General features: G+C 65.6%; 14 protein-coding genes. 12 read left to right on the forward strand and 2 right to left on the reverse strand.

Annotated elements, in window-relative coordinates; translation table 11 throughout:
* The first annotated feature begins 36 nt into the window (after positions 1–36).
* From ACQ1W9_RS07300 to ACQ1W9_RS07330, 7 genes are all read left to right on the forward strand, one after another.
* Positions 37–1,458: an aminotransferase gene (locus tag ACQ1W9_RS07300; protein ID WP_431025993.1), complete on the forward strand. Its 1,422-nt coding sequence runs from the start codon at positions 37–39 to the stop codon at positions 1,456–1,458.
* 294 nt (positions 1,459–1,752) lie between these two features.
* On the forward strand, positions 1,753–3,198 hold the full coding sequence (locus tag ACQ1W9_RS07305) for a sodium:solute symporter family protein (protein WP_431025994.1): 1,446 nt from the start codon (positions 1,753–1,755) through the stop codon (positions 3,196–3,198).
* A gap of 90 nt (positions 3,199–3,288) precedes the next feature.
* Positions 3,289–4,404 (forward strand): class II histone deacetylase, encoded by a 1,116-nt coding sequence (locus ACQ1W9_RS07310; RefSeq protein WP_431025995.1) that lies wholly within the window; start codon positions 3,289–3,291, stop codon positions 4,402–4,404.
* Positions 4,404–5,621 (forward strand): MFS transporter, encoded by a 1,218-nt coding sequence (locus ACQ1W9_RS07315; RefSeq protein ID WP_431025996.1) that lies wholly within the window; start codon positions 4,404–4,406, stop codon positions 5,619–5,621. Before ACQ1W9_RS07310 ends, ACQ1W9_RS07315 begins: the two co-directional genes overlap by 1 nt.
* 148 nt (positions 5,622–5,769) lie before the next feature.
* Positions 5,770–6,462 carry a ribulose-phosphate 3-epimerase gene (rpe, locus tag ACQ1W9_RS07320; RefSeq protein WP_346063535.1) on the forward strand — a complete coding sequence of 231 codons (693 nt, stop codon included), beginning with the start codon at positions 5,770–5,772 and terminating at the stop codon, positions 6,460–6,462.
* On the forward strand, positions 6,463–6,738 hold the full coding sequence (locus ACQ1W9_RS07325) for a GIY-YIG nuclease family protein (RefSeq protein WP_431025997.1): 276 nt from the start codon (positions 6,463–6,465) through the stop codon (positions 6,736–6,738).
* Between the two features lie 296 nt (positions 6,739–7,034).
* Positions 7,035–7,877, forward strand: coding sequence for a mechanosensitive ion channel family protein (locus ACQ1W9_RS07330; RefSeq protein ID WP_431025998.1), 843 nt, complete (start codon positions 7,035–7,037; stop codon positions 7,875–7,877).
* Positions 7,878–7,951: 74 nt separating this feature from the next.
* On the opposite strand, the gene ACQ1W9_RS07335 is transcribed toward ACQ1W9_RS07330, so the two are convergent.
* Positions 7,952–9,250, reverse strand: a complete 1,299-nt coding sequence (locus tag ACQ1W9_RS07335; protein ID WP_431025999.1) for an NAD(P)/FAD-dependent oxidoreductase — start codon at positions 9,248–9,250, stop codon at positions 7,952–7,954.
* A 284-nt stretch (positions 9,251–9,534) separates the two neighbouring features.
* Between ACQ1W9_RS07335 and ACQ1W9_RS07340 the strand changes: the two genes are divergently transcribed.
* Positions 9,535–10,200, forward strand: coding sequence for a phosphoglycolate phosphatase (locus ACQ1W9_RS07340; RefSeq protein WP_431026000.1), 666 nt, complete (start codon positions 9,535–9,537; stop codon positions 10,198–10,200).
* Positions 10,201–10,425: 225 nt separating this feature from the next.
* Positions 10,426–11,922, forward strand: coding sequence for an anthranilate synthase component I (gene trpE, locus ACQ1W9_RS07345; RefSeq protein ID WP_431026421.1), 1,497 nt, complete (start codon positions 10,426–10,428; stop codon positions 11,920–11,922).
* Between the two features lie 27 nt (positions 11,923–11,949).
* On the opposite strand, the gene ACQ1W9_RS07350 is transcribed toward trpE, so the two are convergent.
* Positions 11,950–12,660: a 4'-phosphopantetheinyl transferase family protein gene (locus ACQ1W9_RS07350; protein ID WP_431026001.1), complete on the reverse strand. Its 711-nt coding sequence runs from the start codon at positions 12,658–12,660 to the stop codon at positions 11,950–11,952.
* Between the two features lie 302 nt (positions 12,661–12,962).
* Between ACQ1W9_RS07350 and ACQ1W9_RS07355 the strand changes: the two genes are divergently transcribed.
* The 3 genes from ACQ1W9_RS07355 to trpC are packed head-to-tail and all read left to right on the forward strand — an operon-like array spanning position 12,963 to position 15,409.
* Positions 12,963–13,547, forward strand: a complete 585-nt coding sequence (locus ACQ1W9_RS07355; RefSeq protein ID WP_431026002.1) for an anthranilate synthase component II — start codon at positions 12,963–12,965, stop codon at positions 13,545–13,547.
* Positions 13,548–13,575: 28 nt separating this feature from the next.
* Positions 13,576–14,595 (forward strand): anthranilate phosphoribosyltransferase, encoded by a 1,020-nt coding sequence (trpD, locus tag ACQ1W9_RS07360; protein ID WP_431026003.1) that lies wholly within the window; start codon positions 13,576–13,578, stop codon positions 14,593–14,595.
* 13 nt (positions 14,596–14,608) lie between these two features.
* Positions 14,609–15,409: an indole-3-glycerol phosphate synthase TrpC gene (gene trpC / locus ACQ1W9_RS07365; RefSeq protein WP_431026004.1), complete on the forward strand. Its 801-nt coding sequence runs from the start codon at positions 14,609–14,611 to the stop codon at positions 15,407–15,409.
* Positions 15,410–15,664: the final 255 nt, after the last annotated feature.

Below are 15,664 nucleotides of genomic sequence, written 5' to 3' on the forward strand. Positions count from 1 at the left end.
GAACCACCGCACGACCCGAACGAACAGGAGTGACCCATGAATAGCCTCAACCCCAACCTGACCGCCGTCGACGCCGCCGAGAAGCAGCGAGTCTGGGAAGCCGATCGCGATCACTTCATGCACCCCTGGACCGACTTCTCCACCTTCAAGGAGACAGGTTCCATGGTCTTCACCGGCGCCGATGGGGTCTCCATCCAGGACGCCGACGGCAATCGCTACCTGGATGGTATCGGCGGCCTGTGGTGCGTCAATATCGGCTATGGCCGCAAGGAGATCGCCGAGGCGGTGGCGGAGCAGATCTGTGCCATTCCCTACTTCTCCACCTTCGGCCATCACACCACGCCGCCGGCGGCCAAGCTCGCCGCCAAGCTGGCCGAGCTGACCCCGGGGGACCTCAACCACGTCTTCTACGGTTGCGGCGGTTCGGTGGCCAACGACACCGCGGTGCGCCTGATCCACTTCTACTTCAATCAGTTGGGCAAGCCGACCAAGAAGCAGATCATCTCGCGGATCGACGGCTACCACGGCAGCACCTACATGGCCATGTCGATCACCGGGGTCAAGGTCGACCATATCGGCTTCGATATCGACGAGCAGCTGGTGCACCACATCTCCTGCCCCAACCCCTATCGTCGCGACCCGGGGCTCAGCGAGGAGGAATTCTGCCGCCAGAAGGTCCAGGAGCTGGAGGACAAGATCCTCGAGATCGGTCCGGATAACGTGGCCGCCTTCTTCGCCGAGCCGATCATGGGCGCCGGCGGGGTGATCGTGCCGCCCAAGGGCTACCACAAGGCGACCCTAGAGGTGTGCCGCAAGTACGACGTCCTCTATGTCTCCGACGAGGTGGTGACCGCCTTCGGCCGCCTCGGGCATATGTTCGCCTCCGAGGACGAGTTCGAGATCGTTCCCGATATCATCACCTGCGCCAAGGGCCTCACCTCCGGCTACCTGCCGCTGGGCGCGACGATCTTCTCCGATCGCATCTATGAGGTGATCAGCAAGCCCCAGGCCGAAGGCGCCATCTTTACCCACGGCTTCACCTACTCCGGCCATCCGGTGAGCTGCGCCGCGGCGCTGAAGAACATCGAGATCATCGAGCGCGAGGGCATCTGCGAGCATGTGAAGGAGGTCGGTGCCTACTTCGAAGCGCGCATCCGCGAGCTCGGCGAGCTCGACCTGGTGGGCGACGTGCGTGGCCGCAAATTTATGATCTGCCTGGAGAACGTCGCCAACAAGGCGACCAAGGAACTGATCGACCCGGCGGCCAAGGTGGGCAATCGCATCGCCGACGCCTGCCAGAAGCGCGGCCTGATCGTGCGCCCCCTGGCGCATATGAACATCCTCTCGCCGACCCTGATCCTCACCCGCGAGGACGTCGACTTCGTCGCCGAGACCCTCAGGGAGAGCATCCTCGAGGTCACCGCAGGCCTGCGCGCCGAGGGCTACCTGGCCCGCTGATGTCGGCCACCCGCCACGCTCGGGGCGGGTGGCAAGAGCCGCTGTGCTAACACCCGTTTAACGACTCTCGTCGAGCGACCAGCGACGACGGGCCGGTGCGTCATGCACCAGCCCTGGGGCCGCCTTGTCTCGAATTCCCGAACGAGGCGTTCCGCTAACAACCTATCGGGGGATCTATGGAATCCTGGACTCTTATCGGCTTCTTCGTGGCTTCCGGCGTGACGCTGGCCATCGCCGTTCTCGCCCTGGTGCTGGATACACGTCGGTCAGCGAACCGGAAAGGAGGCAAGCCCCATGCTTAATTGGACGCTACTCCTGGTATCCGCCTCGGCCATGTTCTTCCTATCCTGGCTCTCCATGCGAGCCTCGGGAGACAAGGACGAATCGGGCTTCCTGGTGGCCAATAATTCCCTGGGCCCCTTCGTGGCCGCCGCCACCATTATCGCCACCGGCTATAGTGGCTTCGTCTTTATGGGGGCGCCCGGCGTCGCCTATCAATACGGCTCCTTCGAGCTCTACTCCAACGTCTTCTATACCCCGGCCTTCCTGGTTGCCACGGTGTTCTTCGCCGGCTTCCTGCGCCGCAAGGCACAGCGCATGGGGAGTCGCACCATCTCCGAGTACATCGCCAATAGCCACTCGGACGGGGCGGCAGGACGCTGGCTGCGGGCGATTTCCGCCATCATCATCGTGCTGCTGCTGAGCGTCTTCCTGGTCTCCCAGATCCGCGCCATCGGCCTCTTGATGTCGGGCTGGCTCGGGGTCTCGTCCCATACGGCGGCGCTCTTCGTGACCCTGCTGGTGATCGGCTACACCATCTTCGGCGGCCTGCGGGCCGTGGCCTGGACCGATACGGTGATGATCATCGGCATGGTGGGGGCTTCCTGCGCGATCGCCTATGTGGTCTTCGTCCAGGTGGGGGTCGGCGATCTGATCGCGAGTCTGCATAGCATCGATCCCGAGCTCGCCAACCCCTCGACGGGAGCCCCCTACGGTGATAGCACCCTGTCTTCCTTCCTGGTATTGCCCTATGCCTTTATGTGGGCCGCGGTGCTGCCCTATATGTCGGTGCGCTTCCTGGCCATCAAGAAGGATGTCAGCATGGCCAGGGTAGGGATCTGGGTGGCGATCTTCGGCCTGCTGCTCAACTTTACCCCCCTGGCTGGTCTCTATGCGCGAGCCTATTTCCCGGAGCTCGGTACCCCCGACCTGGCGATGCCGACCTTTATCCAGGACGCCTTCGGACCGGTCATGGCCAGCGTGATCACGCTGTTTATCCTGTTCGCCATGAAGTCCACCGCCAACTCATTGATGCACACCATCTCCACGGCGATCTCCTATGACATTCGCCACGCCTTGGGGGTCAAGAGTGGCTTCTTCAGCCGCATGGGCTTCAACCGCCTGATGGTGATCGCAGTAGGGGTGATGGCCTTCTTCGCCATGGCCTACCTGCCCCCGGTGATGGTGCTGTGGCTGGGCGTGCTGGGCAACGGCACCCTGATGGCTTCGCTGTTCGGGGTGTCGCTGTGCTCCACCTTCTGGCAGGGCAATAGCGCCGGCGCCTTGGCCTCCATCGCCACCGGCTTCGCCACCAGTGCCTTCGTGCTGCTGGGTACCGACTTGGGCTGGGTTCAGGGGCCGCTGCTGGGCTGCGTCGTCTCGGCGATGACCTACGTTTCCGTCAGCCTCCTGACCCGTGAGCCGGCCGGGAAGGTGGCGACGGAGTCCCCCTTGGGTTGATATCGACGGCCGCTCGTCGGGCTCGGTGGGCGGCTCGCCGAAGATTCCGTATTTCCTGGCACAACAACAAGGTAATCAAGGAGAGAACTGATGGCCACGGGTCTGGTTTTCGATGAAAGCTACTTCTGGTATGACAGCCTCAATCAACCCTTTCCTCCCTTCCTGGTGCAGCCCGGCGCCAACTATGATCGACCGGAGATAAAGCGTCGTTTCTATAACTTGCTTCAGCAATCGGGGCTAGCCGAACAATTGGTTAGCATCAAACCGCGCAGGGCCACGGATGACGAAATTCTTCGTGTGCATACTGGCGAATACCTGGACGTCCTCAAGGCCCAGGATAAGGGGGTGGCGGCGGTCGCCGGACCCGGAGCGGTCTTCGCCGCCGGAGGGCTCGACATCGCTTTGCTGGCGGCCGGTGGGGCGATGACGGCGGTGGAGCGGGTGATGGCGGAGGAGGTCGATAATGCCTTCGCCTTCGTCAGGCCACCCGGGCATCATGCGGAGAGCCACCGTGGTGCCGGCTTCTGCGTGCTGAACAATGTCGCCCTGGCGGCACGTCATGCTCAACGACTCGGCTGTGAACGGGTCGCCATCGTCGATTGGGACGTGCACCACGGCAATGGTGCCCAGGAGATCTTCTGGAGTGATGCCGACGTTCTGACGATCTCCATCCATCAGGACTACTACTTCCTCGAGGAGAATACGGGGACCGGCGATCACCGCGGGGGAGGGAAGGGCTTCGGCAGGAATATCAATGTGCCACTGCCTCCGGGGGGCGGAAACCGGGTCTATCAGGAGGTCTTCGAGCGGGTCGTGATGCCCGCGCTCAGGCGCTTTAACCCCGACTTTATCATCGTCGCTTCGGGCTTGGATGCCGGCTGCTATGACCCCCTGGCGCGTATGGCCATGACACCCCGTGGCTTCAAGTATCTTGCCAAGGGAATCCGACGCGCCGCCGAGCAACTGTGCAACGGGCGCCTGGTGCTGTGCCAGGAAGGCGGCTATGACCTGGCATCGACCCCTTATATGGGGCTTGCGGTGATCGAAGGAATATCGGGGATTGAATCGGGGATTGATAACCCCTTCGAAAGCTTTGGCTCGACCATCGCCTATACCGATGAGGTGCTGCCTCATCAGGAGGCGGTGATCGCCCTGGCCGAAGCCCATGCCGGTGACGCCTGGACTGAGCAAGGGAGTGAACAATAATGAAAATATTCGAGACACTAACATCGAAAAATATCCTGATGCCCTTCGCGGCGATCTATGGCGTCGGGTTGGCACCACTGCTCGTCTTGCCCTATTTATTTAGTGCCTATATCACCAGCTTTGCCATCTCGGAGTCCGCGGCGGGGCTGCTGGTCACCTACAACCTCACGGCGATGTGTCTGGCGGCCTTCGCGGTCGCTCCCGTGGTGCATCGGCTACCCAGGCGGCCCTTGGTGCTCTTGGGCACGGCGCTGGCCGTGCTGGGGAATATCGGGGTGGTGATGGTGAACGATAGCGCCTCGGTGATTTTACCCTTGCTGCTCTCGGGGATTGGCTATGGGGTCGTGCTGGCGGTGGGCAATGCGGTGGTGGCCGGCTATGAGGATCCCGAGAAGACCTTCGATCGTGTCGTCCTGCTGGGCACGGTGCTGTTTATCGCCCTCTTGGTGTTGACGCCACAATTCGCCAGCCGCTTTGCCCTCGATGGGGTCATGCTGGTGTTGATCGTCCTGCACCTGCTCTGCCTCCCCTGGCTGATGGCGACGCCGGAGCAGCGAGACCTCGTCGGCGAAGGGGCCTCGACATGCACTCCCCAGGCAGGCAAGCGCTCCTACCTGTTTCTGCTGACCCCCTTGTCGCTGGCGGTGCTGGCGATGGTGCTCTTCTATTTTATCCGCGACACCATGATCTGGATGTATGCCGAGCGCATCGGGGTGCATCGCCTCGGTTTCGAGCCGGGCGGGCTGGGACTGATCTTTGGGGTGCATGGGGCCACTTCGCTGTTGGGCCCATTGTTGCTTATCTGGGCCGGCAGGCGATTCGGGCGCTCGGCGCTGTTGATGTTCGGGATCCTCGCCTCCGGAGGGGTCACCCTGGCGGTCAGCCAGACGGATAGCCAATGGCTCTATGGTGGTCTCGTCATCGCCTGGTCGACGCTGCATTTCTTCACCTACAGCTGCCTGATGGGGGTGGCGAGTGTCGCCGACAAGCAGGGCCGCGTGGTGGCGGCCGCGGGAGGCGCGGTGATGGCAGCCAATGGCATCGCCCCGGTGGTGGCGGGCTACTCGGTGGAGTGGGGCGGCTATGCCGGTCTCGGTGCGGGGCTGGTCCTTTTCGTTGGCCTGACGCTTATCTCCGCCCTGTATGTCATCTACCGGGTGGGCAAGGCCGCTGAAGATGCGCAGGGCGAGGCGTCGCCACAGGCTGGTGAGGCATAAGACAGTGGCGCTGCAACGGCCCGCGATATGGGCATCGACTCCGCATCGGGCGAGCGCCTGTCGGTGATATGATGCCTGTAGGGAAGCCGGTCGGGCTGCTAGAATACGCCCGACCTGGCTACCCTGACCCGAGGAGTCTTCGACCTCCATGTCTCATCGCGACTTCAAGCTTGCCCCCTCCATCCTCTCCGCCGACTTCGCCCGCCTGGGCGAGGAAGTGGACAATGTGCTGGCCGCCGGCGCCGATATCGTCCACTTCGACGTGATGGACAACCACTATGTGCCCAACCTGACCATCGGCCCCATGGTCTGCAAGGCGCTGCGCAATCACGGGGTCACCGCGCCCATCGATGCCCACCTGATGGTCAAGCCGGTGGATCGCTTGATTGGCGACTTTATCGAGGCCGGAGCCAGCTATATCACCTTCCATCCGGAGGCCTCCGACCATATCGACCGTTCCCTGCAGCTGATCCGCGACGGCGGCTGCAAGTCGGGCCTGGTGTTCAACCCGGCCACGCCGCTGGCCTACCTGGACCATGTGATGGACAAGGTCGACATGATCCTGCTGATGAGCGTCAACCCGGGCTTCGGCGGCCAGTCCTTCCTGCCCGGCACCCTGGACAAGCTGCGTGAGGCGCGTCGGCGCATCGATGCCTCGGGCTTGGATATCCGCCTGGAGATCGATGGCGGGGTCAAGGTGGAGAATATCGCCGAGATCGCCCGGGCCGGCGCCGACACCTTCGTGGCCGGCTCGGCGGTCTTCAATGCCGGCCGCGGAGAGGATCCTCACCGCTACGACAGCGTGATCCAGGCCTTCCGCGACGAGCTGGCCAAGGCCTGAATGGCGGCATCCGAGCCCCGCTGGACCCTCTATCTGCTGGAGACCGCCGGCGGTGCCCTCTATACCGGCATCACCACCGATGTGGCGCGCCGCCTGGAGCAGCACCGTAGCGGTCGTGGCGCCAAGGCGCTGCGCGGCAAGGGGCCGTTGGTCCTCAGGTATCAGCAGCCGATGGAAAGCCATGGCGAGGCACTGCGCCAGGAGGCCGCCATCAAGCGGCTCTCCCCGGCCCAGAAGCGCGCCTGGCTGGCGCGGCAGCGGGAGGGCCTGCTTTAATTCACTGAATCGCCGGCTAAAGCCAGCTCCCACAGTTGGTGAGAGCACCGGGGTGGTAGGAGCCTGCTTCAGCAGGCGATAGGGTAAGGTCGGTGATGGTGATACCACATCGCCGATATGCCGAATCGCCGGCTAAAGCCAGCTCCCACTGGGTTGGGGGAGGCTGCAGCCAGCTCCCACAATATGGGGGCCCGCCGAGCGTGTGGTAACGCTGCTATGCTGCAAGGGTTTGCCGGGCAAACCACCTCTACTTGAATGGAATGGAAAAAGGACGACTTATGGATGCGAATGGGGTAATGACCTATCTGCAGACTTCCGGAGCGAGCTTCGGTATGAACCTGGTGGCGGCCATCGCCATCTTCCTGATCGGGCGCTGGGCGGCCAAGCTGTTTCACAAGCTGGCCACCAAGGCCATGGAGCGGGCCAAGGTGGAGCCGCTGCTGGTCAAGTTCCTGGGCAATATCCTCTATACGCTGCTGCTGATCTTCGTGGTGCTGGCGGCCATCAGCCGGGTGGGCATCCAGACCGCCTCGCTGATCGCGGTGGTCGGTGCCGCCGGCCTGGCGGTGGGCCTGGCCCTGCAGGGGTCGCTTGCCAACTTCGCCGCCGGGGTGATGGTGATCATCTTCCGCCCCTACAAGATCGGCGACTATGTGGAGGCCGGCGGCGTGGCCGGGGTGGTGGACGATGTGCAGATCTTCACCACCGAGCTGAAGACCGCCGATAACCGCCGCATCATCGTGCCCAATGGCCAGATGATGAATGGCGCCATCACCAATTACTCCAGCCACGACACCCGCCGGGTCGACCTGGTGGCCAGCGTCGGCTACGAAGCAGACACGGACACCGTGCGCCGGGTGCTGGAGGAGGTGCTGGCCGCCGACGCGCGTATCCTGCCGACGCCGGCCCCCAATATCCGCATGAGCGCCATGGGCGAGTCGAGCATCGACTGGATCGTGCGTCCCTGGGTCAAGGCGGCGGACTACTGGGACGTCTACTGGGACCTGACCGAGCAGATCAAGCGGCGCTTCGACGCCGAGGGCATCAGCATTCCCTTCCCCCAGCGCGATGTGCATCTCTATCATCACGGCGCCGAGGCGTTGCCGGCCGAGGCGAGCATTCCCGCCAAGGTGGACTAAGGCTAGCGCCCGGCCACGAAAAAGGCCGCCGAGCATCGCTCGGCGGCCTTTTTTGATGCCAGTGTTGCCGGGGCTTAGTGGAGCTTCATCTTCGGCCGCAGGAAGCGGTTCAACCCATCTACCACCACCGTCATGCCGGTCTTGACGGCGCCATGAATGGCGAACTGGTGCATGCGGTAGAGGGAGGCGTAGAAGAGCTTGGCCAGGCGCCCCTCGATAAACAGGCTGCGCGCCGAGGCGCCGCGCATCAGGCTGCCCACCGCATCGAAGTGGGCCAGGGAGATCAGCGAGCCGCGATCGCGGAAGGTGAACTCCTTGAGCGGCTTGTCGGCCAGGGCCGCGCGCAGGTTGCGATAGAGCACGCCGGCCTGCTGGTGGGCGGCCTGGGCCCGGGGCGGCACCCGCTTGTTATCCGGTTGAGGGCAGCTGGCGCAGTCGCCGAAGGCGAAGATACGCTCGTCGTCGATGCTCTGCAGGGTGGCATGCACCTTGACCTGGTGGTTGCGCTCGGTGGACAGCCCCAGCTCGGAGAGGAAGGGCGGCGCCTTGATGCCGGCGGCCCAGACGCTGAGGTCGGTCTCGATCTTCTCGCCCTCGGCGGTGATAAAGCCCATCTCGGTGACCTGGGTGACTCGGGTATCGGCATGGATATGCACGCCGAGCTTCTCCAGCTCCTTGTGCACCGCCTTGCCGATGCGCGCCGGCAGGGCGGGCAGCACGCCGGGAGCGGCCTCCACCAGGTGGACCTGCACCTGGCTCGCCTCGATGGAGGTAAAGCCGTAGCTCTTGAGCATCTTGGAGGCGTCATAGAGTTCCGCGGCCAGCTCCACCCCGGTGGCCCCGGCGCCGATGATGCCCACCGTCAGCTTGGTGTGGGTACGCCGCTCCGGGGCGCTGTAGCGCAGGAAGGTGTTGAGCATATCGTGGCGGAAGGCCTCGGCCTGCTGCGGGCAGTCGAGGAAGTGGCAGTGCTCGGCGACCCCGGGGGTACCGAAGTCGTTGGAGACGCTGCCCAGTGCCAGTACCAGGTAGTCGTAGTCCAGGTGGCGGGCCGGCAGCACCACGCTGCCATCGTCGTCGAGGATCGGCGCCAGGGTCAGCCGGCGCGCCTCGCGGTCGATATCGCTCAGGGTGCCGCGCTGGAACTGGTAGCCATTCCCCTTGGAATGGCCCTGGTAGGAGACCTCATCGAGGCCGGAATCGAGGGCGCCGGTGGCCACCTCATGTAGCAGGGGTTTCCAGATATGGGTAGGGTTGCGATCGACGAGCACGATCTCGGCGCGCTGGCGCTTGCCGAGTTTGCGACCGAGCCGGGTGACCAGCTCGAGTCCGCCCGCGCCTCCGCCGACCACCACGATGCGTGGTAGCGTCATAAGAGACTCCTGACAAAGTGTGTAAGGGAGAGGTTTGAAAAAGTTGCCCGGGGTCAGGACACAGGCCTCGATACGGCGGTCGGGCGTCACGGCGGGGGTGTCGTAGGCGTCCGGCCGAGTAGGGAGGGAGATGCCCTGGAGTCGGCAACGGCTGGCCCTAGCATAACGGGACGACGTTCGTCTGCCTATGGGCGGCAGCCAAAAAGTGGAAGAATTTTTCGTAATATTACATGCATAATCGGCATGGCCGATTCGACCCCTGTCTGACACCACAAGGAGCACCCATGCATCCCAGCCTGGAAGGCATCACCCTGGTCAGCTTCGACCTGGACGGCACCCTGGTGGACTCGGTCCCCGACCTGGCCGCGGCGGTGGATCTCACCCTCGCCGATATGGCCCTGCCCGCCGCCGGCGAGGCCAGGGTGCGCGACTGGGTGGGCAATGGTTCCCGGGTGCTGGTGGAGCGGGCCCTGACATCGGCCCTGGGCCAGGCCCCCGGGGCCGAGCGCCTGGAGTCGGCCCATGCCCGCTTCCTTTACCATTATGGCCAGGCCCCGGATGCCCGCACCCGCCTCTACCCCGGGGTGCGCGAGGCCCTGGAAGGGCTCGCCGGGCGCGGCCTGACCCTGACGCTCGTCACCAACAAGCCGGCGGCCTTTATCGCGCCGATCCTCGAGGGGCTGGGTATCGATGGGTTCTTCGCCCGCTGCCTGGGCGGCGACTCCCTGGCCGAGAAGAAGCCCCATCCGGCGCCACTGCTGGCGATGAGTGGCCACTTCGAGGTGCCGCCGTCGCGCTGCCTGATGGTAGGCGACTCCCGCCACGATATCGCCGCCGGCAAGGCCGCCGGCTTCCGTACCCTGGCGGTGCCCTATGGCTACAATCACGGCGAGCCGGTGGCGGCCTGCGGCCCCGACGGCATGGTTGAATCGCTGGCGGAACTCGTTTAGTGTTCCTTCGCTAAGGCGCTATAAAAAACGCCGATTTGATAAGAAGTTGCTATAACTTTCTCGCACGGACACCACTCCCATGCCCGGTCATTTCCCTTCGAATCGCCAGGGCCTTGCCACCCTGATGCGCGAGGTCAAGCGCTGGCGATGGTGATGCCCTCGGGTCGCCACGGCGGCCGCCGCTAGCCATTTTCCGAGACACCACCAAAGGACTTGACGGGCATGATGACTCCCGACCGCTTTCAGGAGCTGGCCCAGGCCGGCTACAACCGCATTCCCGTGACCCGGGAAGTGCTGGCCGACCTCGACACCCCGCTCTCTACCTACCTCAAGCTGGCCCAGGCCCCCTGGACCTTCCTGCTGGAATCCGTGCAGGGCGGCGAGAAGTGGGGCCGCTACTCGATCATCGGCCTGCCGTGTCGCGAGCGCCTCGAGGTGCGCGGCTTCACCGTGCGCCACCTGGATGGCGACCGGGTGATCGAGGAAGCCGAGGTCGAGGACCCGCTGGCCTGGATCGAGGCCTTCCAGTCCCGCTACCGGGTGCCGCGGCTGGACGACCAGCCGCGCTTCGACGGCGGCCTGGTGGGTTACTTCGGCTACGACACCATTCGCTACGTGGAACCGCGCCTGCGCAGCGCGGCCGCCGCCGCCAAGGCCGACCCCCTGGGCGTGCCGGATATCCTGCTGATGGTCTGTGAGGAGCTGGTGGTCTTCGACAACCTCTCCGGTCGCCTGACCCTGTGGACCCATGCCGACCCCGCCGAGGCCGACGCCTACGAGCGGGCCCGGGAGCGCCTCGAGCGCCTGGAGATCCGGCTGCGCAGCGCCACCGTCAATACCCAGAGCCCCGGCACCGGCGCGCCGGCGGTGGAGGAGGGCGACTTCACCTCCGGCTTCACCGAGGGCGGCTTCAAGGCCGCGGTGGAGACCATCAAGGAGTATGTGCTGGCCGGCGACGTCATGCAGTGCGTGCCCTCCCAGCGCATGTCGATCGGCTACCAGGCGCCGCCGCTGGACCTCTACCGCGCCCTGCGCAGCCTCAACCCCTCGCCCTACATGTTCTTCCTCGACCTGGGCGACCACCAGGTGGTGGGCTCCTCCCCGGAGATCCTCACCCGCCTGGAAGAGGGCGAGGTCACGGTGCGGCCCATCGCCGGCACTCGGGTGCGCGGCAAGAGCGAGGCGGAGGACCTGGCCCTGGAGAAGGACCTGCTGGCCGATCCCAAGGAAGTGGCCGAGCACCTGATGCTGATCGACCTGGGGCGCAACGACGTGGGGCGCATCAGCCGCACCGGCACGGTGAAGGTCACCGACCAGATGGTGGTGGAGCGCTACTCCCACGTGATGCATATCGTCTCCAACGTCACCGGCCGGCTGAAGCCGGGGCTGACCGCCATGGACGTGCTGCGCGCCACCTTCCCGGCGGGTACCCTCTCCGGGGCGCCGAAGATCCGCGCCATGGAGATCATCGACGAGCTGGAGCCGGTCAAGCGCGGCGTCTACTCCGGTGCCGTGGGCTACCTCTCCTGGCACGGCAACATGGATACCGCCATCGCCATCCGCACCGCGGTGATCAAGGACGGCCAGCTGCATGTGCAGGCCGGCGCCGGCATCGTCGCCGACTCGGTGCCCGAGATGGAGTGGCAGGAGACCCTCAACAAGGGCCGTGCCCTGTTCCGCGCCGTGGCCATGGCCGAACGCGGCCTCGATAACCTGGAATAACGCCTGCCGGCAGAGGCGAGGCTGGGCTCAACTGGCGGGAATCGCCACCAGGCTCAGCAGCCGGCCCTGCCAGCGACAGAAGCCGCCCTCCAGCTCGCGGCCGGCGGGCCAGGCCGGGGAGAGATCGCTGAGCAGGCGCAGCCGGGCGTGGCCGTCGCCCCGCCAGCTCAGCAGCTCGGCGTCGGGGAAGTAGAAGCGGCGACCCACCAGCGGGTAGAGGGCCTTGAACAGGCTCTCCTTGAGGGAGAAGGTCAGGGTGACCGCCAGGGCCGCCGCGTCGGCGGGGAGCCGCTCCCGCTCCGCCGGGGTCAGTACCCGGCGTGCCAGGCGTGCGGCCTCCTCGTCGCTCAGCAGTCGTTCCGCGTCCAGGCCCAGGCCTCGATAGGCCGAGCGCTGGCCCACCAGGGCCGCTGCCCAGCCATGACCATGGGTAATGGCGCCGACGCAGCCCTCGGGCCAGCGTGGCGCCCGATCCTCGCCCATGGCGGGGGCCTGCCAGCGACCATCCAGCTGCCAGAGCGCCTGGCGGGCACACAGGCGCCCGGCGAGAAACTCCGCCTGGCGCTTGGCGGCGGCACTCGCCAGGCGCGGAGGCAGGACGATACCGGCCGTGGCGAAGGCGGCGGCGTCGAGGCGCTCGGCATCGAAGGGGGCGGCCACCAGGCAGGTGCCGGGCAGGGGAAAGGACCAGGGCCAGTGGCGCGCCAGGGGGCCACAGCAGGGGGGAGTCTCGATCATGGGCGAATTCTGCCACGAAGCCGGGCCCGGCACTAACGCCGGGCGCCTTGACAGCTCGCCGCGCCGGCCGCACCATACCGGCATGAAGACTCCAGATCACACACATTCGAGCCAGTGGTGGCGCTCCTAAGGTGGGGCGGCTCCCTCGTGTCTTGAATGACGATGCCGCCTGCAGGGCGGCATTTTTGTGTCTGGGCTTCCTGCACGGCCGGCGAAAAGATACCGAGGATGATCTGGGCCACTCCCTGGGTAGCCTTTCCCACGCCAACTGGACACAAGCATAGAAACAGGACCATAAAGCCATGTCCGTGCTGATGATCGACAATTTCGACAGCTTTACCTACAACGTGGTGCAGTACCTGGCCGAGCTGGGAGCCGAGGTGATCACCCACCGCAACGACGCCATCACCCTCGAGGAGATCGAGGCCCTGGCGCCGAGCCATATCGTCATCTCCCCCGGGCCCTGCACCCCCAACGAGGCGGGCATCTCCCTGGAGGTGATCCGTCACTTCGCCGGCAAGCTGCCGATCCTCGGCATCTGCCTGGGCCACCAGGCCATCGGCCAGGTCTATGGCGGCGAGGTGGTGCGCGCCCCCCAGGTGATGCACGGCAAGACCTCCCAGGTGCGCCACCATCACCACGGCGTCTTCGAGGGCCTGGCGGATCCCCTGGAGGTGACCCGCTACCACTCCCTGGTGGTGGCCGCCGAGACCCTGCCCGAGTGCCTGGAAGTGACCGCCTGGGTCGACGACGATGACGTCACCCCGGGGCTGATCATGGGCCTGCGCCACAAGACCCTGGACGTGGAAGGGGTGCAGTTCCACCCCGAGTCGATTCTTACCCGCCAGGGGCACGAGCTGCTGGCCAACTTCCTCAAGCGTGGCTAAGCGCCGCGGATCGCAAGGAGACCCAACGATGCAGATGCGAGAAGCGATCGATGCGGTGATGCGGGGCCGTCACCTGAGTTTCGACGAGACCTACGCGGTGATGCGCACCATCATGACCGGCGAGGCCACCGACGCCCAGATCGGCGGCCTGCTGATCGGCCTCTCCATGAAGGGCGAGACCCCGGAGGAGATCAGCGCCGCCGCCCAGGTGATGCGCGAGCTGATGATTCCGGTGGAGGTGCATGGCGACAATATCGTCGATATCGTCGGCACCGGCGGCGACGGCGCCAACCTCTTCAATGTCTCCACCGCCTCCAGCTTCGTGGCGGCGGCAGGGGGCGCCCATGTGGCCAAGCACGGCAACCGCAGCGTCTCCTCCTCCTCCGGCAGCGCCGACCTCTTCGCCGTGGCCGGCATCACCCTGGAGCTGAACGCCGAGCAGGTGGCCCGCTGCATCGACCAGGTGGGGGTGGGCTTCATGTTCGCGCCCATGCACCACAAGGCGATGCGCCACGCCATCGGCCCGCGCCGGGAAATGGGCGTGCGCACCCTGTTCAATATCCTCGGCCCGCTGACCAACCCCGCCGGCGCCCCCAATCAGGTGCTGGGCGTCTACGAGCCTGGCCTGGTGCCGGTGATGGCCGAGGTGCTCAAGCGCCTGGGCAGCCGCCATGTGCTGGTGGCCCACGCCGAGGATGGCCTGGATGAGATCTCCCTGGCCGCGCCGACCCGCATCGCCGAGCTCAAGGACGGCGAGATCCGCGAGTACACCATTACCCCCGAAGACTTCGGCATCGAGCGCCAGTCCCTGGAGCCCCTCAAGGTGCTGACCGCCGAGGACAGCCTGCGGCTGGTCAAGGAGGCGCTGGTGGGCGAAGGCCCGGCGGCGGATATCGTCGCTCTCAACGCCGGCGCCGCCCTCTATGCCTCCGGGGTGGCCGATACCCTCAAGGAGGGCGTGGCCATGGCCCAGGACGCCCAGGACTCCAAGCTGCCGCTGGAGAAGCTCAAGGAACTGGCCGATTTCTCCCGCGTCTTCGCGGGCTAAAGGATACCCACTGATGACGACCCAACTGCCCACCATCCTGGCCCGTATCCTCGCCCGCAAGGACGAGGAAGTGCAGGAGCGCAGCCGCGCCGTGGCCGAACGCGACCTGCTGGCCCTGGCCGAGCGCCAGAGCGCCCCGCGGGGCTTCGTCCAGGCCCTGGAGACGCGCATCGCCCGGGGCGAGCCCGGGGTGATCGCCGAGATCAAGAAGGCCTCGCCTTCCAAGGGCGTGATCCGCGAAGACTTCCGGCCCGCCGAGATCGCCGCCGACTACGCCGCCGGCGGCGCCGCCTGCCTCTCGGTACTGACCGACGCCGACTTCTTCCAGGGCCACGAAGACTTCCTGATCGACGCCCGGGACGCCTGCGAGCTGCCGGTGATCCGCAAGGATTTCATCACCCACGGCTACCAGGTGAGCGAGGCCCGCGCCATCGGCGCCGACTGCATCCTGCTGATCGTCGCCGCCCTGGACGACGCCCGCATGGCCGACCTCTACCAGCAGGCCCGGGCGCTGGGCATGGACGTGCTGGTGGAAGTGCACGACGCCAAGGAGCTGGAACGCGCCCTGCGCCTCGACCTGACCATGGTCGGCATCAACAACCGCGACCTGCACACCTTCGACACCCGCCTCGAGACCACCTTCGAGCTGTTGGCGCAGATCCCCGAAGGCATCACCGTGATCACCGAGTCCGGCATCCACACCCGCGACGACGTGACCCGCATGCGCGAGCAAGCCGTCCACGGCTTCCTGGTCGGTGAAGCCTTTATGCGCCAACCCAGCCCCGGCACCGCCCTGAAAGAACTGTTCTTCTAAGCTAAGCCCGCCACGCCCCACTCAACCCTGGACGGCCCACGCCGCCCGGGGTTTTTGTTACCGGAATCACAGTTCTGTAGGAGCGCGGATTCCGCGCGATATCGACCGAAGGGCGATCCAATTGGCGCCGTCAGGCGCCCCTGATGGAGCCACCCAGTTTCTGTTGTAGCCACTGGTGTTGTAGGAGCGCGGATTCTCCGCGCGATTGGCGCCGTCAGGCGCCCTGGAAGAGCTGCCCCCAACCCCCCACCTTTG

This window comes from Halomonas sp. H5 (assembly GCF_050613175.1).
Lineage (GTDB): Bacteria > Pseudomonadota > Gammaproteobacteria > Pseudomonadales > Halomonadaceae > Bisbaumannia > Bisbaumannia salifodinae.